Annotated in this window: 23 protein-coding genes and 1 tRNA gene; 15 read left to right on the forward strand and 9 right to left on the reverse strand. The window is 60.9% G+C overall.

Translation table 11 applies throughout. From position 1 onward, the window contains the following. Positions 1 to 196 precede the first annotated feature (196 nt). The 4 genes from serS (at position 197) to U5G49_RS08310 (ending at position 4758) form a co-directional block, all read left to right on the forward strand. Positions 197 to 1480, forward strand: a complete 1284-nt coding sequence (gene serS / locus U5G49_RS08295; RefSeq protein WP_193443296.1) for a serine--tRNA ligase — start codon at positions 197 to 199, stop codon at positions 1478 to 1480. A gap of 4 nt (positions 1481 to 1484) precedes the next feature. Next, the gene (gene surE, locus U5G49_RS08300; RefSeq protein WP_193443299.1) at positions 1485 to 2258 is read left to right on the forward strand and encodes a 5'/3'-nucleotidase SurE; all 774 of its coding nucleotides are present in this window, start codon (positions 1485 to 1487) and stop codon (positions 2256 to 2258) included. Further along, a complete protein-coding gene (locus U5G49_RS08305) occupies positions 2255 to 2908 on the forward strand; it encodes a protein-L-isoaspartate(D-aspartate) O-methyltransferase (protein WP_018241800.1) in 654 nt (217 codons plus the stop codon). The genes surE and U5G49_RS08305 overlap by 4 nt, the downstream gene beginning before the upstream one ends. A 245-nt stretch (positions 2909 to 3153) precedes the next feature. Next, complete coding sequence (locus U5G49_RS08310) at positions 3154 to 4758, forward strand: M23 family metallopeptidase (protein WP_193443301.1); 1605 nt, start codon at positions 3154 to 3156, stop codon at positions 4756 to 4758. A 148-nt stretch (positions 4759 to 4906) separates the two neighbouring features. Here U5G49_RS08310 and U5G49_RS08315 read toward each other — a convergent pair whose 3' ends face one another. Next, positions 4907 to 5779, reverse strand: a complete 873-nt coding sequence (locus U5G49_RS08315; RefSeq protein WP_193443303.1) for an ATP-binding protein — start codon at positions 5777 to 5779, stop codon at positions 4907 to 4909. Positions 5780 to 5985: 206 nt separating this feature from the next. Between U5G49_RS08315 and yajC the strand changes: the two genes are divergently transcribed. The 5 genes from yajC (at position 5986) to U5G49_RS08340 (ending at position 10708) form a co-directional block, all read left to right on the forward strand. Then, a complete protein-coding gene (yajC, locus tag U5G49_RS08320; protein ID WP_003558894.1) occupies positions 5986 to 6333 on the forward strand; it encodes a preprotein translocase subunit YajC in 348 nt (115 codons plus the stop codon). 45 nt (positions 6334 to 6378) lie between these two features. Then, a complete protein-coding gene (secDF, locus tag U5G49_RS08325; RefSeq protein WP_193443306.1) occupies positions 6379 to 8919 on the forward strand; it encodes a protein translocase subunit SecDF in 2541 nt (846 codons plus the stop codon). Between the two features lie 3 nt (positions 8920 to 8922). After that, positions 8923 to 9309 carry an Mth938-like domain-containing protein gene (locus U5G49_RS08330; RefSeq protein ID WP_018241804.1) on the forward strand — a complete coding sequence of 129 codons (387 nt, stop codon included), beginning with the start codon at positions 8923 to 8925 and terminating at the stop codon, positions 9307 to 9309. Between the two features lie 2 nt (positions 9310 to 9311). Further along, positions 9312 to 10169: a phytoene/squalene synthase family protein gene (locus U5G49_RS08335; protein WP_193443308.1), complete on the forward strand. Its 858-nt coding sequence runs from the start codon at positions 9312 to 9314 to the stop codon at positions 10167 to 10169. Between the two features lie 71 nt (positions 10170 to 10240). Continuing rightward, entirely contained in the window at positions 10241 to 10708 is a 468-nt protein-coding gene (locus U5G49_RS08340; RefSeq protein WP_112902768.1) for a hypothetical protein, read from the forward strand. Positions 10709 to 10811: 103 nt separating this feature from the next. Here the strand turns inward: U5G49_RS08340 and trmFO are convergent, their stop codons facing one another. The 3 genes from trmFO to U5G49_RS08355 form a co-directional block, all read right to left on the reverse strand. Next, positions 10812 to 12245 carry a methylenetetrahydrofolate--tRNA-(uracil(54)-C(5))-methyltransferase (FADH(2)-oxidizing) TrmFO gene (gene trmFO, locus U5G49_RS08345; RefSeq protein WP_018445614.1) on the reverse strand — a complete coding sequence of 478 codons (1434 nt, stop codon included), beginning with the start codon at positions 12243 to 12245 and terminating at the stop codon, positions 10812 to 10814. 166 nt (positions 12246 to 12411) lie between these two features. Continuing rightward, on the reverse strand, positions 12412 to 12555 hold the full coding sequence (locus U5G49_RS08350) for a DUF1127 domain-containing protein (protein ID WP_003573524.1): 144 nt from the start codon (positions 12553 to 12555) through the stop codon (positions 12412 to 12414). Positions 12556 to 12849: 294 nt separating this feature from the next. Next, positions 12850 to 12996 carry a DUF1127 domain-containing protein gene (locus tag U5G49_RS08355; RefSeq protein WP_010067591.1) on the reverse strand — a complete coding sequence of 49 codons (147 nt, stop codon included), beginning with the start codon at positions 12994 to 12996 and terminating at the stop codon, positions 12850 to 12852. Between the two features lie 868 nt (positions 12997 to 13864). Between U5G49_RS08355 and U5G49_RS08360 the strand changes: the two genes are divergently transcribed. From U5G49_RS08360 to U5G49_RS08380, 5 genes are all read left to right on the forward strand, one after another. Next, entirely contained in the window at positions 13865 to 14968 is a 1104-nt protein-coding gene (locus U5G49_RS08360; protein WP_193443311.1) for a DUF2157 domain-containing protein, read from the forward strand. Continuing rightward, positions 14965 to 15555, forward strand: a complete 591-nt coding sequence (locus U5G49_RS08365; RefSeq protein ID WP_131647057.1) for a GDYXXLXY domain-containing protein — start codon at positions 14965 to 14967, stop codon at positions 15553 to 15555. Before U5G49_RS08360 ends, U5G49_RS08365 begins: the two co-directional genes overlap by 4 nt. 153 nt (positions 15556 to 15708) lie before the next feature. After that, positions 15709 to 15793: transfer RNA gene (locus tag U5G49_RS08370), tRNA-Leu, on the forward strand. A 200-nt stretch (positions 15794 to 15993) separates the two neighbouring features. Continuing rightward, positions 15994 to 17478, forward strand: coding sequence for a trigger factor (gene tig / locus U5G49_RS08375; protein WP_018241811.1), 1485 nt, complete (start codon positions 15994 to 15996; stop codon positions 17476 to 17478). 272 nt (positions 17479 to 17750) lie between these two features. Next, positions 17751 to 18173 (forward strand): nuclear transport factor 2 family protein, encoded by a 423-nt coding sequence (locus U5G49_RS08380; RefSeq protein WP_131647058.1) that lies wholly within the window; start codon positions 17751 to 17753, stop codon positions 18171 to 18173. Positions 18174 to 18306: 133 nt separating this feature from the next. Here U5G49_RS08380 and U5G49_RS08385 read toward each other — a convergent pair whose 3' ends face one another. The 5 genes from U5G49_RS08385 to map form a co-directional block, all read right to left on the reverse strand. Then, the gene (locus U5G49_RS08385; RefSeq protein WP_018241813.1) at positions 18307 to 20076 is read right to left on the reverse strand and encodes a B12-binding domain-containing radical SAM protein; all 1770 of its coding nucleotides are present in this window, start codon (positions 20074 to 20076) and stop codon (positions 18307 to 18309) included. 159 nt (positions 20077 to 20235) lie between these two features. After that, positions 20236 to 21039 carry an endonuclease/exonuclease/phosphatase family protein gene (locus U5G49_RS08390; protein WP_018445610.1) on the reverse strand — a complete coding sequence of 268 codons (804 nt, stop codon included), beginning with the start codon at positions 21037 to 21039 and terminating at the stop codon, positions 20236 to 20238. Positions 21040 to 21073: 34 nt separating this feature from the next. After that, positions 21074 to 22480: a Si-specific NAD(P)(+) transhydrogenase gene (gene sthA, locus U5G49_RS08395; RefSeq protein WP_026188372.1), complete on the reverse strand. Its 1407-nt coding sequence runs from the start codon at positions 22478 to 22480 to the stop codon at positions 21074 to 21076. A gap of 118 nt (positions 22481 to 22598) precedes the next feature. Next, a complete protein-coding gene (radC, locus tag U5G49_RS08400; RefSeq protein WP_026230553.1) occupies positions 22599 to 23426 on the reverse strand; it encodes a RadC family protein in 828 nt (275 codons plus the stop codon). 7 nt (positions 23427 to 23433) lie between these two features. Continuing rightward, entirely contained in the window at positions 23434 to 24270 is an 837-nt protein-coding gene (map, locus tag U5G49_RS08405; RefSeq protein ID WP_018241817.1) for a type I methionyl aminopeptidase, read from the reverse strand. A gap of 248 nt (positions 24271 to 24518) precedes the next feature. Here map and U5G49_RS08410 point away from each other — a divergent pair, with 248 nt between their 5' ends. Beyond that, positions 24519 to 25178 (forward strand): TetR/AcrR family transcriptional regulator, encoded by a 660-nt coding sequence (locus U5G49_RS08410; protein WP_193443313.1) that lies wholly within the window; start codon positions 24519 to 24521, stop codon positions 25176 to 25178. Positions 25179 to 25238 lie beyond the last annotated feature (60 nt).

Genomic DNA, 25238 nt, shown 5'->3' on the forward strand with positions numbered 1-25238 from the left:
AGATGTGGAAATCCCTTCATGAACGCCGTCGACTGCATAATCCTTAAATCGGAATCGGTTTAAAGAATTATGCAGCAATTCAAAGTGTTACAGCGTCCCTTGCGCGTCTGAAAAGACACGGCGGCGCTGTAATTTCCGGTCGAGGTCCGATCAGGCTTTGGCCGGGCCACCTCTGTTGCAACGACCTGGAACGACGATGCTCGATATCAAATGGATCCGTGAGAATCCCGAAGCGCTCGATGCCGCCCTTGCCAAGCGCGGCGCGGAGCCTCTGGCCCAAAGTCTCGTTGCCCTCGATGAAAAGCGGCGCTCCGCCGTGCAGAAGGCGCAGGACTTGCTCTCCCGCCGCAACCTCGCCTCCAAGGAGATTGGTGCGGCGATGGCCCAGAAGAATAGCGAGCTTGCCGAGAAGCTGAAGGCCGAGGTCGCCGAATTCAAAACTCTGCTGCCGGCGATCGAGGAAGAGGACCGGCAACTGACGGCCGAGCTCAATGACGCGCTCTCGCGCATCCCGAACATACCTTTCGACGACGTCCCGGTCGGCAAGGACGAGCATGACAATGCCGTCACCCGCACCGTCGGCGAAAAGCCGCGCTGGAACCACGCACCGAAGGAGCACTTCGAAATCGGCGAAGCACTCGGTTATATGGACTTCGAGCGCGCCGCCAAGCTCTCCGGCTCACGCTTCACGGTTCTGACCGGGCCGCTCGCCAAGCTCGAGCGTGCGCTCGGCCAGTTCATGATTGATCTCCACACCAGCGAGCACGGCTATACCGAAGTCAGCTCGCCGCTGATGGTGCGCGACGAGGCCGTTTATGGCACCGCCCAGCTGCCGAAATTCGCCGACGATCTCTTCAAGACGACGGACGGCCGCTGGTTGATCCCGACGGCCGAAGTGACGCTGACCAATCTGGTGCGCGAGGAAATCCTCGATCAGGAAAAGCTGCCGCTCCGCTTTACCGCGCTTACACCGTCCTTCCGTTCGGAGGCGGGCTCCGCCGGCCGCGATACGCGCGGCATGCTGCGCCAGCATCAGTTCTGGAAATGCGAGCTCGTTTCGATCACCGATGCCGAGAGCGCCATTGCCGAGCATGAACGCATGACCGCCTGCGCCGAAGAAGTGCTGAAACGCCTCGGCCTGCATTTCCGCACCATGACGCTTTGCACCGGCGACATGGGCTTCGGCTCGCGCAAGACCTACGATCTCGAAGTCTGGCTGCCGGGGCAGAATACCTTCCGTGAAATCTCCTCCTGCTCGGTCTGCGGCGATTTTCAGGGCCGCCGAATGAATGCGCGCTACCGCGGCAAGGAAGACAAGAGCAACAGGTTCGTCCACACGCTGAACGGTTCCGGCACGGCCGTCGGCCGCTGCCTGATCGCTGTCCTTGAAAATTATCTGAACGAGGACGGTTCCGTCACGATTCCGGACGTTTTGCTGCCCTATATGGGCGGATTGACCAAGATCGAACGGGCGGCCTGAGGCGATGCGCATCCTGCTTACGAATGACGACGGCATTCACGCCGAAGGCCTTGCAGCGCTGGAGCGGATCGCGCGGACGCTGTCCGACGATGTCTGGATCGTCGCGCCAGAGACCGACCAGAGCGGCCTGGCCCATTCGCTGAGCCTCTCCGAACCGTTGCGGCTGCGCAAGATTTCCGACAAGCATTTCGCCCTGCGTGGCACGCCGACCGATTGCGTCATCATGGGCATCAGGCAGGTGATGGACATCAAGCCGGATCTGGTCCTGTCTGGCGTCAATTCAGGCTCGAACGTTGCCGACGATGTGACCTATTCCGGCACGATCGCCGGCGCCATCGAAGGCACCATGCAGGGCGTGCGCTCCTTCGCGCTGAGCCAGGCCTATCTCTATGAGGACGGCGCACGCATCGTGCCCTGGGAGGTCTGCGAGACGCATGCGCCGGCTCTTCTGGAAAAGCTGATGGTCCTGGACCTGCCGGAGGGTACGTTCCTCAATCTCAACTTCCCGAACTGCCGTCCCGACCAAGTCAATGGCGCCGAGGTGACCATGCAGGGCAAGCTCGCCTTCAATCTGCAGGTCGACGCCCGCTCCGACGGCCGGGGCTTTCCTTACTACTGGCTGAAGTTTGGCGAACGCGCCGGCGCCTTCGTTGAAGGCACCGATATTCACGCCCTGAAGCATAATAAGATTTCGGTAACGCCTTTGAAACTGGATCTGACCGATTATTCCGTGACGGACCGCGTGGCGCGGGCCTTGGGATACGGAGCACAAGTTTGACGGCAAGACTGGCGGAGAAGGAGGGCTTTGCTGCACTCGTCCTCAGATTGCGTGCCGAAGGTATCTCCGACCTCGATCTGCTGACGGCGGTCGAGCAGACGCAGCGCTCACTGTTTGTGCCGCCGCAATATGCCGACGACGCCTATTCAAGCCGGACGATCCCGATCGAGTGCGGCTCCTTTCTCGAAGGCATCGATTTTGCCGTCCGCATCCTGCATCACCTGAAGCTCAAGCCCGGCCAGCGCGTCCTGGAGATCGGCACCGGAAGCGGCTTTACCGCCGCCGTCATGGGCCGCATGGCCGAGCGTGTCCTGTCCATCGACCGCTACAAGACGCTGACGACGGCAGCGCAGCGGCGCATGGAATCGCTTGGTCTGCGCAGCGTCATCATTCGCCATGCCGACGGCAGTGCCGGCATGCAGGGTGAGGGCACGTTCGACCGCATCCTGGTGACGGCCGCCTTCAACGCGATGCCGCGCTTTTATACCGACCAGCTCGTTTCCGGTGGCTCGATGATCGCGCCGCTCATGATTTCCGAGAACGAGTGTCGCATGGTGCGGCTGACGAAAACCGGCAGCCGTTTCGAACGCGAGGAACTGTTCGAAGCTCCCTATCTGCCGATCGTTCCGCGCCTTGCCTCGCTGTTGTAGGGCCTCGCTGCCCTAGGCGTGGATGTTTTCCGGACGGATCGGCGTGAAATCTGAATATGCATCACAATCGGAAAAGCTGCTCGCAGTTTTCGGCATTATGCTCTGCGCACTATGATTTTTCACCCATAAGCCTATGGTTATCAACTTCTCAAAAATATCGCACTGATTCCAGCATCTTAACCGCGTGGTAATACTAACGCGTTTTAATAGACTCACAAATGGTTGCGTTCTCAGTGGGTCGAGTCATGCGTTTCAGTCTTTCGCCAAAGTTCGGGAAGTCGGCCGGTAATCTTCTGGTTGTTGGCCTGCTGGCAAGTGCCGCAACGGGCTGCAGTTCCGATGTGACACGGTTTGGCGGTTTGTTTTCCTCCTCCGGGCAGGACCAGATCACCACAAGTTCCATTCCGCGCAGGAATATGAACGGTTCTCAGGGCGATCCGGTGCCGCGCGCCGATCTCGGCGGTTCGGCCGTTGCCAGCCAGTCGGGTTACGGCGGCGGCAATGATGCGCTGAACCAGCCTTATCCCGCGCGCCAGGGTTACGATCCGACCCGCACGTCGAACTCGAGCGCACGTCTCGCTTCCGCGCCGGTCTCGGTGCAGCGTTCAGATCTGGCCGCGCCGACGGTCGTTGCTCCGTCCCGGCAGCGGGAAAGGGAAGTCGCGCTCGCCCAACCATTCCCGGCTGCGCCGCAGGCCGAAAAGCCCCGTTTGGTACCGCCGGCGGCACCCAAGGTGACGCCTGATACGCTGACGACCGGCACGACGCCGAAGGTTTCCGGCTGGTCCGCGACCAACGCTCCTTCGGTAACGCTGCGTCCGGGTGAAAGCATCGCTACGCTCTCCAGGCGTTTCGGCGTTCCGGAAAAGGAAATCCTGCGCGTCAATGACCTGAAGACGGCATCTGCCGCCCAGCCGGGCCGGGCGATCCTCATCCCGACATTCAATGGCGGCAATGCCGCCAAGGCGGCATCGCAGGCGGCTGACCTTTCCAAGCCCGGCAAGATGCCGGAGGCGCCGAAGGCGCCTGAGCAGAACGTTGCCGTCATTCCGGGCGCCAATTCCGCCCGTGACAAGACGCTGGCGAGTGCTGATGCCACCGGCAAGCTTCCCGCCGGCGCCGGCAAGGATCCGAAGGCACCTGCCGGCACCTATGTCGTCAAGCAAGGCGATTCCCTGGCAAAGATCGCCAAGGCGACCGGCAGCAATGTCGACGATCTCAAGGCCGCCAACAATCTTTCGGCCAACTCGCTCCGCATCGGTCAGGCTCTGAAGATCCCGAACGGCACCGCCGACAATATCAAGACCGCCTCGATCCCGGCCGAGAAGGTCGATCCGAAGCCGACCCAGCCGGCGGCTACCCTGCAGACGGCTTCCGTGCAGCCTGCGCCCTATAAGGCGCCGGCCGCCACCCAGACCGTCGACGATGCCGAGAAGAAGTCGGACGTCAGCTCCGCCGCACCGGAATCGACCGGTATCGGCAAATACCGTTGGCCGGTGCGCGGCCAGGTTATTGCTTCATACGGCGCCAACGTCAACGGCAACCGCAATGACGGCATCGACATCTCGGTACCGCAGGGCACACCAATTAAGGCCGCTGAAAACGGCGTCGTCATTTATGCCGGCAACGGCCTGAAGGAACTCGGCAACACGGTTCTCGTCCGTCACGACGACGGCACCGTCACCGTCTACGGCAACGCCGACACGCTGAGCGTCACCCGCGGCCAGAAGATCCAGCGCGGCCAGACGGTTGCCGTCTCCGGCATGAGCGGCGACGTCAAGCAGCCGCAGGTCCATTTCGAGGTGCGCAAGGACGCGTCCCCGGTCAACCCGATGACTTTCCTGGAATAGGTACTGCGTACCAGGAAACGCAAAAGCCCGGCCACCAGCCGGGCTTTTGTCATTTAATGCATGTCGCGCAAAAGTGCGCAGCGGTTTTGGGATAAACGACAAAGACCCAAAACGCGTCGCGTGAATTCGGATTGACGCGCGACGCGCTCTAGCCCCGATCGATGTGAACGCGCATGCGCCCGGCCAGGTCCTGGATATACTGCCAGGCGACGCGGCCGGAGCGTGCGCCGCGCGTCGTTGCCCATTCCAGCGCCTCGGCATGCATCTTGTCGCGTTCGAGCTCGAGCTTGAAGTGATCGGCATAGCCGTCGATCATGCCGAGATAATCGTCCTGGCTGCATTTGTGGAAGCCGAGCCAGAGGCCGAAGCGGTCGGAAAGCGAAACCTTTTCCTCGACCGCCTCCGACGGATTGATCGCCGTCGACTGCTCGTTTTCCATCATGTGGCGCGGCAGGAGATGACGCCGGTTGGAGGTGGCGTAAAAGAGCACATTGTCTGGCCGCCCTTCGACGCCGCCGTCGAGTGCTGCCTTCAGCGACTTGTAGGCTGTGTCATCGTGATCGAAGGAGAGATCGTCGCAGAAGACGATCACACGGTACTGCGTGTCCTTCAGGAGATCGAGCAGATGGGGGAGGGTGGCGATATCCTCGCGATGGACTTCGACCAGCTTCAGCAAGACGCTGCTTTCGCGCCTGACATCCTCGTGCACGGCCTTGACCAGCGAGGATTTGCCCATGCCGCGCGCGCCCCAGAGCAGCACATTGTTGGCGGCATAACCCTCGGCGAAACGCACCGTATTCTCATGCAGGATGTCGCGCACGTGATCGACGCCGCGGATGAGCGTCAACGCCACCCGGTTCGGTCTCTTGACCGGCTGCAGATGCTGGCGCAAAGGCGCCCAGACGAAGCAGTCGGCAGCATCCCAGTCGTTGAGGGCGGGTGCCGGTCCGGCAAGACGCTCGACGGCGTCTGCGAGCCGTCTAAGTTCGGCGAGCAGGGCTGTGTTGATTTCCTCGGTCATCGGTGGCCTCCTGATTTCTCACTGCGGCAATCCGCTTTAATCTTTCGATGCCGGGTAGCATGGCGTTTTGACGGCGGAAAGGTTATGAGGCAGCGGAATCGGTACTGTTTCCGGCTGTTTCTGTTGCATTCATCGAAGCGGTAACTATAGTCCGGCAACCTGAAAAGAGAGGCGGAGTTCCGCCGCCCCAGCCTGAGGAGTTTAGCATGTTCATCACCCCGGCATTCGCCCAGAGCGCGACCGATACCGCAACGGGTTTCGGCGGTTCCGGTTTCGAAATGATCATCCTGTTCGTGCCGCTGATGGTCGTCTGGTACTTCCTGCTGATCCGTCCGCAGCGCGCACAGGCAAAAAAGCGTGAGGAGACCCTGAAGGCAATTCGTCGCGGCGACCAGGTCGTCACCGGCGGCGGTCTCGTCGGCAAGGTCACCAAGGTCGTCGACGAAAAGGAAGTCGAAGTCGAGATCGCTGATGGCGTGCGCGTGCGCATCGTCCGCAGCGGCATCTCCGAAATTCGCGTCAAGGGTGAACCGGTCAAGGCCGACGCGGCGTAACAAGCGATAACGGCAGGACCGCCGGATCGGAAGATCGTCGAGAGAATGTTGCATTTTTCCCGCTTGAAAACACTTCTGATTTGGCTGGTCGCGTTTGCGGCCATCGCCATCGCTGCGCCCAATCTGCTGACTGAGGAGCAGCGATCCTCCCTGCCGGATTGGTTGCGGCACGACCGCGTAGTGCTTGGTCTCGACCTGCAGGGCGGCTCGCATATCGTTCTGAAGGTCGAGCGTTCCGATATCGTCAAGGACCGCCTGGAAGAGGCGGTCGCCAATGTGCGCAACGCGCTGCGCGGCGCTGGCATCCGCTATACCGGGCTGACCGGCAATGACCAGACCGTCACCGTCCGCATCACCGATTCGGCGCAGACACAGGCGGCGGTCGATCTCCTGAAGCCTTTGACGACGATTGGCGGACATTCGGGACCTGGGGTCGCGCTGCAGCAGGGCGCGGAGGGGCAGCTCTCGCTGCAGATTTCCGACGCCGGCATTACCGCTGACGTTGCTTCCGCGCGGACCCGGTCGCTCGATATCGTTGGCCGCCGTATCGCCGGATTCGGCTATGATAATTTCCTTGTTCGCCCGGATGGCGCCGACCGGATCGTCGTGCAGGTGCTGGGATCGGTCGATGCTGAGCGGCTGAAGAACATCCTGAACCAGCCGGCCAAACTTTCCTTTCATCTGATCGACGAAAGCATGTCGGGGCAGGAGGCGCTGAACGGCCGTTGGCCGGCGACATCGCAGGTGCTCTATTCGCTTGACGACCCGCCGGTACCTTATCTGGTCGACCGCACGGCTTTCGTCACCGGCAGCAACATGGTCGATATCGAGCCTGTCGTCGATCAGCAGACGCAGGATACCGCGATTGCCTACCGTCTCGATGCGGAAGGTACGCAGCGGCTGGCGCAGGCGACGGGGCAGAATATCGGCAAGCACCTTGCCATCGTCTTCGACGACCAGGTGATGTCGTCACCGGTTATCGATGCGGCAATCACCGGCGGTGAGGGCCGGATTTCGGCGAACTTCTCGGAAGATGGCGTCCGCGACCTTGCGATCATGCTGCGCGCCGGCGCCTTGCCGGCGACGCTGACCAGCGTTGAGGAACGCAGCGTCAGCCCGAGATTCGGCGCCGATTCCATCTTCAGCGGCCTCGTTGCCGGTCTCGTCGCCGTCGTGCTGGTCGCGGCACTGATGATCGCGCTCTATCGCATCCTCGGCGTCATCGCCGTCGTGTCGCTCTTCTTCAACCTGATGCTCATCGTCGCGGTGCTGAGCCTTGCCGGCGCGACGCTCACCTTGCCCGGGATTGCCGGCATCGTGCTGATTGTCGGCATGGCGGTCGACTCGAACGTTCTGATCTACGAGCGTATCCGCGAAGAGGAGAAGACCACCCATTCCTTTGCGGAGGCCGTCGGCCGCGGTTTCTCACGCGCATTTGCAACGATCATCGATGCGAATGTGACGATCTTCATCGCCGCCATCATCCTCTTTTTCCTCGGGAGCGAATCCATCCGCGGCTTCGCGGTGACGCTGGCGGTCGGCATCCTGACGACTGTTTTCACGGCTTTCACCCTGACGCGCTCGATCGTTGCCGTCTGGCTGAGAGCGCGCCATCCTCGACATCTGCCGAAGAGCGTTCTGGCGCATCTTTTTGAACACGCCAATATCCGCTTCATGGGAATCCGCCGTTATGTCTTTACGGCGTCGGCGGTCATTTCGCTGATTGCCATGGCCGCCTTTGCCACCGTCGGCCTGCATCTCGGCATCGATTTCACTGGCGGCTCGCTCATCGAGGTGACGGCGAAGCAGGGCAATGCCGACATCGCCGATCTCCACTCGCGCCTCAATGATCTCAATCTCGGCGACGTGCGCGTCGAGCGAACGGGTGGACCGTCGAACGCGCGGATCCGCATCGCTTCCCAGGGCGGCGGCGAAAATGCCGAGCAGTCGGCGGCGACGCTGGTGCGCGGCGAGCTCCAGGAGGACTATGATTTTCGCCGCGTTGACGTCGTCGGACCCGCGATCTCGGGCGAATTGACGATGATGGCGACGCTCGGCGTGCTTGCAGCACTAGCCGCGATCCTGATCTACATCTGGATCCGCTTCGAATGGCAGTTCGCGGTCGGCGCCATCGTCGCAACGCTGCACGACGTCATCATCATGCTTGGTCTCTTCGTCCTCACCGGTATCGAGTTCAACCTGACGAGCATCGCCGCCGTGCTCACCGTCGTCGGTTATTCCCTGAACGACACGGTCGTGGTCTATGACCGAATGCGCGAAAATCTCAAGCGATACAAGAAGATGCCGCTGCCGATCCTGATCGATGCCTCGATCAACCAGACGCTGTCGCGCACCGTTCTGACCGCGGCGACGACGCTGACCGCCTTGCTGGCGCTGTTTCTCTTTGGGGGCGAAGTCATCCGCTCCTTCACCTTTGCGATGCTCTTTGGCGTCGCTCTCGGCACCTTCTCTTCGATCTATATCGCCGCTCCTGTCTTGATCGTCTTCCGGCTGCGGCCGGAGGCTCCCGACGGGGAAGAGAGCAACAAGACGGATGCCGGTGTAAAATCCGGCACGGTGGTTTGAAACATGGCAAAAGGCATAGAAATCCGCGCCGCGCATTTCCCCGGCCGCGCTCCGATCGATGCTTACGGCAATGGCGGCTTTCGCTTTGCCGACATGTCGCATCGTGGCTCCATCCTTTGCCTGCCCTCCGGCATTCATGGCTGGGACATGGATATGTCGAAACCGCTGTCGCCTGAAAATTTCCGCCGCGTGCTTGATGAGGCTAGTGATATCGAGGTTCTGCTCGTCGGTACTGGAACCGAGCTTCGCCGCCTGCCCGAGGAATTGAAGCTGGCGCTGAAATCGCGCGGCATCTCCTCCGATCCGATGAGCACCGGGGCCGCAGTGCGCACCTTCAATATCATGCTCGCCGAGCAACGTGCCGTCGCCGCGGCGTTGATTGCGGTCTGACGATGACCGAAGCGCATATTGCGACGAACCAGGAGATCTGCCTGGCGATGCTGCGTGAGAGCGATCGCGACCGCTACCTCGCCTGTCTGCTGTCGCCAGAGGAAAAGCGCGGCGCGCTTGCGGCTCTCTATGCCTTCAATGCCGAGCTTGCCCGCATCCGCGATCTCGTGCACGAGCCGTTGCCCGGGGAGGTGCGGCTACAATATTGGCACGATCTTCTGGAGGGCAGCGCACACGGCTCGACGGCGGCCAATCCCGTCGCCGCGGCGCTTATGATGGCGATTGAAACGCACCGCCTGCCGCGCAAGACGCTGATCGACATGATCGGGGCCCGCACCTTCGATCTCTATGACGATCCGATGGAGACACGTCTTTCGCTTGAAGGCTATGCCGGCGAAACGGCATCCGCGCTGATCCAGCTCGCAAGCCTGGTGCTTTCGCCGGAGGAGGCCGCACGCTCGGCCGACGCCGCCGGCCATGCCGGCGTCGCCCAAGCGATCGCCGGGCTGTTGCTGCTGATGCCGCTGCATCGCCGCCGTGGCCAGATCTATATTCCGCTGCAGATCCTGTCCGCCACTGGTCTCGACCGCGATGCCTTCCTCGCCGGCGAAGACCGGCCGCGCATCTCTGCCGCCATCGAGGCCTTCGCCGGCCTCGGTCGCGAACATCTGGCAAAGGCGAGGGCGGCGGGACCGATTGCGCTAGCTGTCTTTCCGGCCTTCCTGCCGGCGACGATTGCCGAACCGGTGCTCATCAGGGCGCAGAAACGGGGCGCCTTGCTGTTTGACCGGCCGCTGCAGCCGCCGCAGTGGCGCCGCCAGCTGCGGATGGGGCTGGCTGCCGCACGCCGAAAAATCTGATATCGGTCAAATTCGCGCAAGTCTCGCGCGCTACAAGGCTTCCACCGCTACCCTTTGAACGGAGACTCGGCGTGGGCATTATCGTCTGGTGCGTCCTTTTCGCCATCGTCATTTTCATTGCTTTCGTGGCAACGCGCATGGCCGCGCAGAACAAGGAAGACGGCCTGCATGACACGGGCCTCGCCATCATCGAGTTCGGCCGCGCCTTTCCGAACGAGGCGATCCGTCAGCTGCAGGCGACGGAAAACGGCCAGGCCGTTTTTGTGCGCCTGCACGACAACAAGGCGGGCTTCATGCGCAACATGTCGCGCCATTTCGCCTGCCATCTGATCGAGCCGGGTCGGGTGCGCGTCGTGGGCTCGGAAACGGGCCGGGGACTGGTGATCGACTTCCTCGATGCACCCTATCACAACGGCGATTTCGAATTCGCTTCCGCCAAGGAAGCCTCGGAGGTTTCGCTCTGGCTGCTCGGCAACTATATCGCCGAGCCGGATAAGGACCTACCGCCCGGCAATATTTCGGCGGCGAACAAGCAGTAATGCATGTCGCCCAAAAGTGTGCAGCGGTTTTGGGCGACATGCATAAAAGCAAAGACTTCACGCGGGTCGCATGAACCGGGTCCGATGCGCTTGAAAACGCCGGTCAGGCGCTTTCGGCAAGCGTCGATTCTTGACCGAGCCAGGTCGCGCAGTCGGCAAGCGCACGCCGCGCGATCAGCTGCCGCTTCATGATCGTCTTGTCCTTGCCGCGGAAGCGCTTGACGCCTTCAGGTTTGACGATCGAACCCGGCTGGAGCTCCGGAAATAGCCCGAAATTGATGTTCATCGGCTGGAACGATCGTTTGCCCGGCTCCTCGTCGGTGACGATGTGCCCACCGGTGATATGACCGAGCAGCGCGCCGAGCGCCGTCGTCGCCGGCGGTAGCGAGATCGCCTCGCCCTTGCGTTCGGCGGCGGCGAAACGCCCGGCCATCAGCCCGACGCTGGCGCTTTCCACATAACCCTCACAGCCGGTGATCTGGCCGGCAAAACGCAGGCCGGGCCGCGATTTTAGCGTCAGTGACCGGTCGAGCAGGGTGGGGGAGTTGATATAGGTATTGCGGTGCAGGCCGCCGAGACGGGCAAATTCCGCATTTTCCAGACCCGGGATCATCCGGAAAATGTCCGCCTGCGCGCCATATTTCAGCTTCGTCTGGAAGCCGACCATGTTGTAGAGCGTGCCGAGTGCATTGTCCTGCCGCAGCTGCACGACGGCATAGGCCTTGACTGTCGGGTTATGCGCGTTCGTCAGCCCCATCGGCTTCATTGGTCCGTGGCGCAGTGTCTCGCGGCCGCGTTCAGCCATCACCTCGATCGGCAGGCAGCCGTCGAAATAAGGCGTGCCCTCCCATTCCTTGAAACCGACCGTGTCGCCTGATATCAGCGCGTCGACGAAGGCATTGTACTGCGCCTCGTCCATCGGGCAGTTGATATAATCCTTGCCGGTGCCGCCAGGCCCGACCTTGTCGTAGCGCGACTGATACCAGCAGATATCCATGTCGATGCTCTCGCGGTAGACGATCGGCGCGATGGCGTCGAAGAAGGCGAGCGAATCCTCGCCGGTTTCTGCCTGGATGGCGCTCGCGAGCGACGGCGCCGTCAGCGGTCCGGTGGCAACGATGGCAAGATCCCAGTCACTGGGCGGCAGGCCGGTGATCTCTTCACGCACGACGGTGATGAGCGGGTGGTCATGGACCGCCTTGGTCACCGCCTCGGAGAAGCCGTCACGATCGACGGCGAGCGCACCGCCGGCCGGTACCTGGCACCGATCGGCAGCGGCCATGATCAGCGAGCCCGCCATGCGCATCTCTGCATGGATGACGCCAACGGCATTGCTGGTCGCATCGTCGGAACGGAAGGAATTGGAACAGACAAGTTCGGCCAGGCCGTCGGTCTTGTGCGCATCCGTGCCGCGCACCCCGCGCATTTCATGCAGGATGACCGGAACGCCGGAACTGGCGATCTGCCAGGCGGCTTCCGAACCGGCAAGCCCGCCGCCGACGACGTGGATGGGGGAATAGGAGGAGATCGTGTTCATCCTGGGCTGATATCATGTCGGCAGGAGCGATCCAACACCCGGGAATCAAAAACGGCGCCTTCGTGGCCCAGCATCCCGGAATCAAAAACGGCGCCTTCGTGGCCCAGTACCCCGGAATCAAAAACGGCGCCTTCGTGGCGCCGTCTTGGAAGCATCGTACTCGCTACTAGCGGAACGAGCGGGATGCAATATTGCGGATGTCGTAGCGGCTGACGCCGATATCGGACAGGGTCTGGTTGGAAAGGCCGCCGAGTTCGTTGAGCGTACGACGGTAGCTGAGCCAGCTTTTTGCAATGCGGATCGGGTTCATTTTCTTCTTCCTATGTCCGCGGGACGGCGGGATCGCCTGTCTCTCTGCGGTTGATGTTTATATAGGCGATATCAGTCCGATTGTGCAGTGCAAATAAAAGGCGTCTGCCATGCAATTGTGCAATGTGATGCTCGACAATTAGGCGGTGAATATTTTTTGGGCGGGCTAATCAAGCGGAAAAACATGCAACCGCCGCGCCCACCACGTCCAGACAAAAGAAAACGCCCGCTGTGGGTACAGCGGGCGTTTCGATCGAGAGCAATCGTGCTTGGGAGGAACGGCGATCGCCTTGAATCAGCGGGAAGAAGCCTCACGGGCAACGCGATGGATGTCCGAACGGTCGATGCCGAGATCGTGCAATTCGCGGTTGGTCATGCGGCCGAGTTCCGTGACGGTCTGACGATACTTGCGCCAGTTATTGAAAGAGCGAGAGAAGTTCATGTTAAGCCCCTTTCCGAGGGTTTCATCTGCCAGCAGCCACCGATCGGCGCTGACCTCTATTTGATGACCGGAATATATGTTGCGGCGCGAAAGACTAAAACAGCCAAGTTTTCAGATCACCCATGCAAATGATGCAATGCTCAAAGGGTATTTGACGCAGACTCACCGTATTTTGGTCAACGAATAGGCAGAATGACTTTTAGGAGAGCAGGTCGATTTGGAGGGGCGAATGGGGTGCCGCAGCGGAAAACGCCGCTCCCTCCGCCAGTTCCGCCCGTCCTTCTGTAACAAAGAGGCGTTCCGCTTCGGATCGGAAGTCGCGCATCTGTTCACGGGGTTGGTGGAGCGGTGTGACGACAATGTGGCATTGACGGCGTCACACGACGAAAATCCTTCAACCATCAATGCTTTAACAAAGCTTTGGCTCAACAAAAACGCCCGCCGGGGGAGGATCCGGCGGGCGTGTGATGGTGACTGACAACTGGGAGGAGGAGTGTTGCCAGTCTATCGCAACGCGCTGGGAGGAGGAGTGCGCAGCTGCGAATCACGGACAAAGCATCCGCGGGCATCCGGCTGGAGCCGGGCCGGGGCGCCATCCCCGCGCTTCGATGTTCTGATCAATAGTATGACTAATGAGTATTGTGCAGTGCAATAAATTCATGGGGGATATGCAAGGATCGCATGCCTCTCCGTCCATAAGCTTATATTAGCGCTTCTGCCGTTAGCGGCCGGTTAACACTCGATACTATTTAGACCAATGAGGAACTTGTATATTTGTCGCAACAGCGTTTGCGAACACCCGTGCTGCGTCTATAACGGCGTGAGCCGCAGCGCCGCAGTCGACGTTCCGGAAATCAAGGGGTTGAGCATGTATCGCGGCAGATTGGAGCGGGATCTCTCGCTCTGGGTGGGCAAGGGCCTGCTCGGGCAGGAAACGGCAGGTGCGCTTCTCGCCGAATATGATAGCCGCCCTGCAAGCTTCAGCCTCGGCAGGGTGCTGATGGCGCTGGCGGCGGTGCTGCTTGCCGCTGCCATCCTGTTGGTCGTCGCCTCCAACTGGGAAGCTATCCCGCGCCTTGTCCGCGTCGGCGGCATCCTTGCCCTGATCTGGTTGGTGCATATCGCCTCTGCCCGGATGCTTGCCCGCGGCGCGACAGCGGCCGCAGGTGGCTTGCTGGTCATCGGCGCGATGAGTTTCGGCGGCGCCATCTCGCTGGTCGGGCAGATGTATCATCTCTCCGGCGACGAGCAGACGGTGATGTATCTCTGGTTCGCGATCGCGACGATCTCGGCGATCCTGTTCCGTTCGGGTGCCGTGGCAGTCGTCGCGGGCTTCCTCTCCTGGGCGTCCTTCGCCGTCTATCTTGGGAACAACGACACACATTGGATAGGCTTCGATCCCTGGATGGCGCCTCTCATGGCGGTGATCGTCATCGGGCTGGTGCGGTATACCGGCGCCGAGCGGGCTCGCCATCTGTCCTATCTGCTGCTGATCGGCTGGCTCGCCTGGCTCTATACTCTTTATGAGGAGATCGCCGTGGCGCTAGCCTTCGCGATCGGCGGAATGGCGGCCTTTGTCCTGACGGCGGTGCCGCTCCCGCGTATCGCCTCCTTGATCAGGAGCGCCGGTGCGGCTCCGGCCTTCTACAGCTTCCTTGTCGCTGTAATCGGCTTCCTGCTGCTGCATATCGAGATCGAGGATGGCTGGCGGCTGGTGGTGCTAGGAGTGGCGACGCTTGCCGCTTCCGTGCTGGCGATCGCCCTGCACGGCAGGGATAACGGCGCGGTGCGATATCTCGCCTATGCGACCTTTGCCGCCGAGATGCTTTATCTCGCCTCCGTCACCGTCGGCTCCATCCTCGGCACGTCGAGCCTCTTCCTTTTCTCCGGTCTCGTGGTCGCGCTGGTCGCCTGGATGGTCATCCGTCTCGAACGGCGTTTTTCGGCGAATGCCCAGGGGGAGCGCGCATGAGCTCGTTCATGGCAAAGCTGCAATCCGGCAAGGGCTATCTGCTTTCGGCCATCATCGTCGCCGGTCTGCAGACCCTTATCCTCGGCACGATCATCCAGAGCCGGGCGTCGATCCTCAGCAACGGCGCCGAGGTGCTGTTGAAGACGGCGCCCGTCGATCCGCGCGATTTCTTGCGCGGCGATTATGTCGTCTTGAACTACGACATTTCCTCAGTGCCGGTTCAGACGGTTTCCGGCGGGATTCCGGCCGAGGTTGGCGAACGGGTGTTATGGGTTCGGTTGAAGAAGCAGGAGGACGGTTTCTGGACAGTCACCGAATCGTCCTTCCACGAGCTGCCTCCGCAGCCGGAGACGGTGATCCTGCGCAGCCTGCCATTTTATAGTGGCGCACTTGCCGCCGGCGACAACATGCGTGTCGAATACGGCATCGAGCGCTACTACGTTCCTGAAGGCAAGGGCAAGCCGATCGAGGAGGCCCGCAACGACGGCAATGTCGCAATATCGGTGCGTGTCTCGCCTGATGGAAGCGCGCAAATCCGCAGCCTTCTCGTTGACGGCAAGCCGGTTTACGACGAGCCGCTTTACTGATCCGACGGCGCTTCGGAGGAGGGCGGCTGCAGGGCCGCAGGTCCCCTGTCATTTGCCGTTCATTTTTCCTTTGCCTCGACCAAATCGGGTGATATAGAGACGCCGCGCTCCGGAAGGCCTCATGCGCAGGCAGAGGCATGCGGTTTTGTGAACGCGGGTATGGTGAAATTGGTAGACACGCCAGATTTAGGTTCTGGTGCCGCAAGGCGTGGGAGTTCAAGTCTCTCTACCCGCACCAAGCTGTTTGCAGGCGGGAGACTGAAATCGGTTGGCTTAGGGCAGCCGAGAGTTGTCCCGAACACCCCGCGAGTGCCGTTCCCCTTTGGGCGGAATGATACAGGAATTGGGAAAAGCCACGCGCGGCAGGATCGCCGGCGTCGTGCTCATCGAAACGAACGGCGTCTGGGCACGGCCGCCACGAAATGAAGGTAGGAAGACATGCAGGTTATCGAAACGCTCGCTGAAGGGCTGAAGCGCGAAATCAAGGTCGTTATCCCGGCCAAGGACATGCAAGACAAGATGAATGAGCGTCTTGCCGATGTGAAGGACAAGGTTCGCATCAACGGCTTCCGTCCGGGCAAGGTACCCGCTGCTCACCTGAAGAAGGTCTACGGCAAGTCGATCATGGCCGACCTCGTCAACGAGATCGTCCGCGAGCAGCCGGCCGCCATCCTGTCCAGCCGCGGTGAGAAGTCGGCCACGCAGCCGGAAATCGCCATGACGGAAGACAAGGACGAAGCCGACAAGATCCTCGCTGCCGAGCAGGATTTCGAATTCACGCTCTCCTATGAAGTTCTGCCGCCGATCGAACTGAAGTCGGTCAAGGGCATCAAGGTCACGCGCGAAGTCATCGACATCTCGGACGACGAAGTCAACGAGCAGGTCCTGAAGGTCGCCGAAAGCGCCCGCGCCTACGAGACCAAGACCGGCAAGGCCGCGAACGGCGACCGCATCACCATGGATTATGTCGGCAAGGTCGACGGCGAAGCCTTCGAAGGCGGCACCGACCAGGGCGCCGAACTGGTGCTCGGCTCCGGCCGCTTCATTCCGGGCTTCGAAGACCAGCTCGTCGGCGTCAAGGCCGGCGTTGAGAAGACCATCACCGTGACCTTCCCGGCCGACTACCCGGCCAAAAACCTCGCCGGCAAGGAAGCGACCTTCGACGTGTCAGTCAAGGAAGTCGCAGCACCTGCCGATGTCGAGATCAACGACGAACTCGCCTCCAAGCTCGGCATCGAATCGGCCGATCGCCTGAAGGAAATCGTCCGTGGCCAGATCGAATCGCAGTACGGCTCGCTGACCCGCCAGAAGCTGAAGCGTCAGATCCTCGACCAGCTCGACGAGATGTACAAGTTTGAGACTCCGAACTCGCTCGTCGACGCCGAATATAACGGCATCTGGAGCCAGGTGAACAACGACCTCGCCCAGTCCGGCAAGACCTTCGAGGACGAAGACACGACTGAGGAGAAGGCTCGCGAGGAATACAAGACGCTCGCCGAGCGCCGCGTTCGCCTCGGCCTCGTTCTCTCCGAAATCGGCGAAAAGGCCGGCGTCGAGGTCAGCGAAGACGAGATGCAGCGCGCCATTTACGATCAGCTGCGCCAGTATCCGGGCCAAGAAAAGCAGATCCTCGAATTCTTCCGCAGCCAGCCGGGTGCCGCCGCTTCGATCCGCGCACCGATCTTCGAAGAGAAGGTCATCGATCACCTCCTGACCGAAATCGACGTCACCGACAAGAAGGTGACGAAGGAAGAGCTGCTCGCCGAGGAAGAAGGCGAGGCGAAGGCCGAGACCAAGAAGGCCGCGCCGAAGAAAAAGGCTGCCGCCAAGGCAGAAGCAGCTGACGCCGGTGAAGGCGAAGAAGCCGCACCGAAGAAGAAGGCTGCTCCGAAGAAGAAGGCGGCTGACGAAAGCGCCGAATAATCGCTTTTCAGTCCTACAGCGCCGCGCGTCTTTTTAGACGCGCTAAGGACGCTGTAACACTTTGAATTGCTGCATCCTGAAATCGGATTCCGATTTAAGGAATCATGCAGTAAAGTTTGGAAGGCCTCGCCATCGTGCGGGGCCTTTTTCTATTATCCAGGGCAGTTTCATTCGCGCCGCCTACTCCATTGTGTTTATTCATCCGAAGCAACAAAGAGTTGCATTAAAGTATGATTAGATGCAGATTTCGCTGATGGTGGAGGGACCGGAAAATGACTGCAAAATATGACATGAAGAAGCTCGTGGAAGAAATCTATGCTGTGCGTGACCGCGGCGATGTCGAAGCTACACTGGCGCTGATCGGCGAGGATTGCACCTTTCGCATGGTCGGCAATACACGGCTGGCGCCTTTTTCAACTGAATCAAGCGGGCATGCTTTTCGCCAAGCGATAACCCAGCTTATCACAGTGTGGGATCTATCGAATATCAGGACAGCCGGCATCTATGTGGACGAGGATGAGCATATGGTCTTTGCCCACCGCGAAGGCGAGGTCAGGCACATCCCATCGGGCGTGAGCTTCCATACGGAATTCGTCGACAAGATCCATTTCCGAGATGGGAAACCCGTCAAGATCGTCGAATTCGTCGACACGCTGCAAGTGGCCGAGACGACCCAGATGATCCAAGTCGCTTAAACGGCCGCCAAATTCGGAGCCTTCAAAGCACGTTGTCAAACTTGATTCAAGCGACGCGCTTTAGCGGCATGCATTGGCTTAGAGTTTGATGCCGCCATGTTTTCGGGCGTCATCCGCGTTCAAGAATTACCGCTCAATGCGCTGTCAGTTGCGCGACTTTCCTGACATGGCTGACGGCTGCGGCGCCGCCGGCGGTCTGTGTGAAGAGGTGGAGCGTTTCTTCTTCGTCGTCGGCAACAGGCGTCAGGGCCTGATCCATATAGGTCTTCGACTTCGCATCCCTTGAAATCAGGAATGCCGAAATCGTCAAGCCAATGATCGTGCCGGCGAGCGAAGCATGTTTTCTGAAGGTTTCCCAGGCAAAACGCGGCCAGAAGACCAGCGGATTCTCGCGCGGCAGGTCCGGGCGCCGCTCCGACGGCGTCTTCAGGCGCAGCAGGCCGCTTTGCAGCGGATGCACGTTTTCCAGCGGCACGGTGGTCGCGAAGGAGACGAGAACCTTGACGAGCCTTGCCAGCGGTACCCCCGTCGCCACGGCACGGCGCAGCAGCGTCTTCATATGATCAGGCGAATAATAGAGCGACCAGGCCTCGTGGTAGATGTCTTCCCATTCCTGCTTGCTCATTTTGGGATGCGCGGTGCAGACGTGCTCGACATCATAGATATTGAGATCGGCATCCATCTCGATGCCCTTCTTCCACAGGACCTGATGGTCCTCGGAACCGGGCAGCGGCGTCAGGATGAAGAATTCGATGACGTCGAGCGGCAGCTCTTCCTGGATGATCGTGATGTCGCGGCGGATCGATTCCGGCGTATCGGCCGGGAAGCCCAAGATATAACCGGCAAGCGTCATGATGCCCTGTGCCTTCCAGGCGAGCAGCATCTTGCGGTATTCAGTGATCTTGTTCTGGTTCTTCTTGGCGGCGGTCAGATTGTCCGGATTGACGTTTTCGAGGCCGATGAAGACGCGGGTGACGCCGGCGCGCCTGGATTTCTCGATGAAGTTGGGGATCTTGTGGCAGAGCGTGTCGACTTGGATCATCAGGCCGAGCGGAATGCCGTCCCGCTCCTTGAGCTCGATCAGCCGGTCGAAGATCGCTTCCCAATCCTTGTTGCGGGCGAAATTGTCGTCGGTGATGAAGAATTTGTGGATGCCCTGCGCCCAGTTCATCCGCACCAGTTTCTCGACGTCGTCGGCCGAACGGAAGCGTGACTTGCGTCCCTGCACATTGATGATGGTGCAGAACGAGCACTGATAGGGACAGCCACGCCCGGCATCGAAGCTGGTACTGAGCCCGAGCGTGCGCTGGATATTGTCCTTCGGCAGGAAGGGAACCGGCGTGCCGCCGATGCCGGGAAGGTCGTTCATGAAATTGTAGAGCGGCTTCAGTTCGCCGGCGGCCGCGTCGCGCAGCACCATGTCGAGCCGGCCCTCGGCCTCGCCGGCAAACATCGAGATGCCCATGTCGCGGCAGGCGTCGAGCCCGACCGCTTTGCCATCCAGCATCGACAGGCAGCCGGAAACATGAAAGCCGCCGATCGAAACCGGCAGGCCGGCATCTCGGAACGGCCGGGCGATATCGAGGGCGCGCGGATACTGGTTGGTCTGGACGCCGACGAGTGCGATCATGCCGAAATTGTCGTGGCGCTTGAACTGCGCCAGCAGTCCGGCGACATCGATCCGGGTGTTGGTTTCGTCGATCACGGTGATGTCGATCGCCGTATCGTCGCCGAGCACCTTGCGCTCGGCACATTCGGCGGCGATGCCGTAAAGAGCCGCAAGCGAATTGGAGGGGATCATCGCCCGCCACCAGCGGATGACGTAGCCATCATCGTCATAATGCGACGGCTTGATCAGGATCAGCTGAAAACGTCGGCGCGCAGCTTCTAAGACATGGGACAAGAGTATCTATCTTTCTTTAGAAGCTTTTGCCCGAAGGCAAAATGGCGTTGAAGGCATATAGCAGGCACGACACATCAATGCGATTTAGGAGGTCAAACTAAGGCGTAAAAAACGGCACAGCGCGCAAACGCTCCGCGAAGTGTATCATTCCTCAATATACTACCCGATATCGAGCAGCAATGCGCGATGGTCGGAGACTTCGGGTGCCACGACCACTTCGAATTTGGCAACCTTCACCTCCGGTGTCACCAGCATGTAGTCGGCAAAGCGGCCCTGCTTCAGATAGTAGGAGGTTCGCGTGTCTACAAGGCCGTATCCGGTGACGAGATCGGAAAGCCCGAGTCTGGCAAGAATCGTAAAGGTCGAGCTGTCGGGCAGCACGTTGAAATCGCCGCAGACGACGAGCCTTTCGTCGCCGGGCCAGACGCGCTCGATGAGCCTGATCAGCGCTACGGCCTGCTCGTCGCGCGCGGCGGTATCGCCCTTGCCTGCGGGATCGCGCAGGCCATGCATGTGGGCGATAGTTATGGTTGAAGCATGCTCATGGCTGAAGAGGCGGATGCAATGGGCGTTTCGGGGCCGCGGATGTTCGCCCCAGCCATCAGCGGAAAAACGGCCATGCACGAAGTCCAGCCCCTGGGCGATGACGGAGTGGGTTTTGCGCACGAAGGTCGCCAGCCCGAATTCGGCGACAATGACGGTATCGCCATCGAAAAGCTCGCCTTTCGAGGTCGGGCAGAAGAAGCCGTCGTGGCCGGGCAGGGCGGCGCTGATCTCGGTAAAGAGATTGAAGCGCTGCGGCAACTCGACATCGCCGTCCCGATAGACCGACCAGCCGCAGCCCGTACCCGGCGCCCGCAGCACCTCCTGCAGGCACAGCACATCCGGATCGGCCTCGGTGACGTAGGTAATCAGGGCCTCATGCAGCCTGCCGCCCCATGCGTTCAGCGAAATGATGCGCAATGTCGTTCCCGGATTTGCTGTCTACGCGACGGACTTAGAGTTCCGACTTGATGTCGCCCATCCGGTTCCAGGCATCGAGCCCGGCGATCTTGTAGGCTTCGGCGAGCGTCGGGTAGTTGAAGGTGTTTTCGACGAAATATTCGACGGTCCCTTTGAGATTGAGCACCGCCTGGCCGATATGCACCAGCTCGGTGGCGCCTTCGCCGACGATATGCACGCCGAGCAGGCGGCGCGTCTTCAGCGAGAAGATCAGCTTCAAAAGCCCGGTGTCGAGGCCCATGATATGACCGCGTGACGTCTCGCGGAAGCGGGCGATGCCGCATTCATAGGGAATGCCGCGCTCCTTCATCTCTTCTTCGGTCAGGCCGCAGGTCGAAATCTCCGGCACGGCATAGATGCCGTAGGGGAAATATTTCGGCGGTTCCTTGGCGACCGCGCCGATCGCGACGCGGGCGGCGATGCGGCCCTGTTCCATCGAGGTCGAGGCAAGGCTCGGAAAGCCGACGACGTCGCCGGCGGCATAGACATTGGCAACCGATGTCTGGAAGGTTTCCGGATTGACCTTGAGACGGCCGCGGCTGTCGGCTTCGAGGCCGATGGCCTGAAGGTTCAGCGCATCGGTCGCCCCCATGCGGCCGGCGGCGAAAAGCACCATGTCGGTCGTCAGGCGCCGGCCGCTGTCGAGCGTCAGCTCGACCTTGCCATTCTCAAGCGTCTCCACCTTGTCGGCCTTCTGGCCGAGCAGCAGCTTCATGTTGCGGTCGCGCAGCTGGTAGGTAAAATCCTCGATGATTTCCTTGTCGATGAAGTCGAGCATTGTCGCCTTCGGGTCGATCACGGTGACAGCCGTGTCGAGCGCGCTGAAGATCGTCGCATATTCGATGCCGATGACGCCGGCGCCGATGACAACCATCGATCGCGGCAGGTCCTGGATGTCGAGCAGTTCGTCGCTGTCAAGCACGGTCTTGCCGTCGAAGGGTATGTAATCGGGGCGGAAAGGCTTTGTGCCGACGGCAAGCAGCACGCTGGCGCCGGTGACCTGCGTGGTCTCACCGTCATCCTTGATCACCTGCAGCGTCGACGCATCGATGAAGCTCGCCTTGCCGCGAATATGCTGCACGCGGTTGCGGGCGAACTGGTGTTCAAGCACCTCGACCTCGTGGTTGAGCGTAATCAGCAGGCGGCGGCGCAGGTCATCTGCACTGATCTCTTCCTTGACGCGGTAAGACCGGCCGTAGAAGCCGCGTTCGCGCCAGCCGGAAAGATTAAGTGCGGTCTCGCGCAGCGTCTTCGAGGGGATGGTGCCGGTGTGCACGGACACGCCGCCGACGCGCTTGCCCTGCTCGATGACAAGCACTTTCTTGCCGAGTTTTGCCGCTTGGATCGCGCCGCGGCGCCCTGCGGGACCGCTGCCCACCACAACGAGATCGTACTGAAGCATCATCAAGCCCCGGATTGGAAAGGAATCATTTTGCGACGCAAAATGTCGCCCGTCCATCGTTAGCCGGTCAATGTTACAGATTGTTTTACAGCCGCCGATTCCGCCGGACCTGTGCCTTTCAGATCAGCTTCAGCCCCTTCAGGCTGACATGGCCATCCCTGCCGATGATGACGTGGTCGTGGACGGTGATATCGAGAGCCTTGGCCGCATCGATGATCACCTTCGTCATGTCGATGTCGGCGCGCGACGGTGTCGGGTCGCCGGACGGATGGTTGTGCACCAGGATCATCGCCGTTGCCGAAAGCTCGAGCGCGCGTTTCACCACCTCGCGCGGATAGACCGGCGTGTGGTCGACCGTGCCGCGACCTTGCACCTCATCGGCGATCAGCACATTGCGCTTGTCGAGGAAGAGGATGCGGAACTGTTCGCGTGTCTCGTGCGCCATGGCGGCATGGCAATATTGGATGACCGAAGACCACGAAGACAGGACCTGCTTGCTCCTGAGCTCGCTCTTCAAGGTCCGGTGGGCGACAGTCGAGATCAGCTTCAGGTCGAGCGCCACGGCCTCGCCGACGCCCTTTACCTCGGTCAGCAGCGCCGCAGGCGCACCGAAGACGCCGGAGAGCGAGCCGAACCGCTCGATCAGCGCCTTGGCGATCGGCTTGGTGTCGCGCCGCGGGATCAGGCGAAAAAGCAGCAGCTCGAGGATTTCGTAGTCGGCAAGCGCGGTGTCGCCCAGCTCACGGAAGCGGTCACGCAACCGCTCGCGATGGCCATGATAATGTTCATGGCCGGCAAGCGAAGCGGGCAGGGCGGTCCTGGCATTTGGTGCGGACGGTTTCTGCGGTCGTCCGCCAAAGAATGAGCGTTCGTCGGCGGCAATGGGCTCTTGCGTCTCGAAAGGCAGCTCGTCGTCGGAAGATGTCGAAACGGGGCCTTTCGCCATCGAATCGTCACCCGTTGTGCGATGGCAGACCGGGGCGGTCGAGCCCACCCGGCGACAGCGTGAAGATCTCGCAGCCATCGGAGGTGACACCGACGGTATGTTCGTACTGGGCCGACAGCGAGCGGTCGCGGGTGACCGCCGTCCAGCCGTCGGCGAGCACCTTCACATGCGGCCGACCGAGGTTGATCATCGGCTCGATGGTGAAGATCATGCCTTCGCGCAGCTCCGGCCCCTCGTTGGCGCGGCCGTAGTGCAGGATATTCGGCGAATCGTGGAACAGCCGGCCAACGCCATGGCCGCAGAAATCGCGCACCACCGAACAGCGTTCGGCTTCCGCATAGGTCTGGATCGCCTCGCCGATCGCGCCGGTGCGGGCGCCGGGCCTGACGGCGCCAATGCCGCGCATCAGTGATTCATAGGTGACCTCGAGCAGCCGCTCGGCAGCACGCTTGACGACGCCGACGGGATACATCCGACTGGAATCCCCATGCCAGCCGTCGAGCACGAAGGTGACGTCGATATTGACGATATCGCCGTCACGCAGCGGTTTGTCGTTCGGAATACCGTGGCAGACGACGTGATTGATCGAAGTGCAGGTCGATTTTGTGTAACCGCGATAATTCAGCGTCGCCGGATAGGCGCCATGATCCATGCCGAAATCGAAGACGAACCGGTCGATTTCATCAGTCAGCAGGCCGGGCTTGACGATGTCGGCAAGCGCATCGAGGCAGCGCGCGGTCAGCTGGCATGCCCTGCGCATACCCTCGAATGCTTCAGCGTCATAAAGCCGGATGGCGCCCGTATTCTTCGGGGGCGCGGTAGAGGCTTCGATATAGTTCACCATTGCAGGGCCTTAGCGGAGATTGTTAGATTTGTTCATAATGCAGCTATGCCGGGTTCGTCCATCACGATCAACCGCCAGGACGAGATTTCTAGACAGATCCGATCAGTCCAGCGTGCAGCTTTCCACATCCGTTCGACGGACAATCAACGGTCCGGCTGGAATATCCACAATCTTCCCAAAGGGATAGGATTGATTGCATGAAGCCTCCCCGCTACTCACCGATTGGTGACAGCGGGGAAGGGTCGGTCATGCTGAATGAAGCGGTAAATCTTGAAAATTCACCCGGGGTCGACGGAGAGCCGGAACGGCGCGTGCGTGATCGCGGCGCCACCGAGCGCGCAATCCTTGCCGCAGCCAAGGGCCTGCTGGCCGAGGAAGGCTTCCAGAATTTCGGCATCAATGCGGTTGCCCGCCGCGCTGGTTGCGACAAGCAGCTGATCTATCGCTACTATGGCGGCCTCGACGGCTTGGTCGAGGCGATCGGCGCCGATCTCGGCACATGGGTGAAGGATCGAATCCCGGAAGACGCCGGCGGCATGTTCCTGCTCACCTATGGCGACCTGATGGAGCGGCTGTCGCTTCTCCTCCTCGACGCCTTGAGAAACGATCCGCTGATGCGCCGCATCCTCGCCTGGGAGATTTCTGAAAACACCGAACAGGTGAGGCGGCTGTCGGAAGCGCGTTCGAAGGCGCTCGCCCTCTGGCTCGAGCGCATGCGCGGCTCGCTGGCGCCGCCGAAGGGCGTGGATGCAGCAGCGGTCAACGCCGTCATCATCGCTGCGATCCAGCACCTCGTGCTGGCCGCCACAGCCGGCGGGCAGTGCGCCGGCCTGTCGCTGAAGACATCAAAGGACTGGGAGAAGGCGGCGACGGCGCTGAAGCGCATCGTGCGCGGCGTCTACGGCTGAGATCTACTCATCCACAGGGGGGCGGGCCTGCGTTAACCCTAACAAATGGTTTACATTGCG

Source organism: Rhizobium indigoferae (assembly GCF_034554815.1).
Classification (GTDB): Bacteria; Pseudomonadota; Alphaproteobacteria; order Rhizobiales; family Rhizobiaceae; genus Rhizobium; species Rhizobium leguminosarum.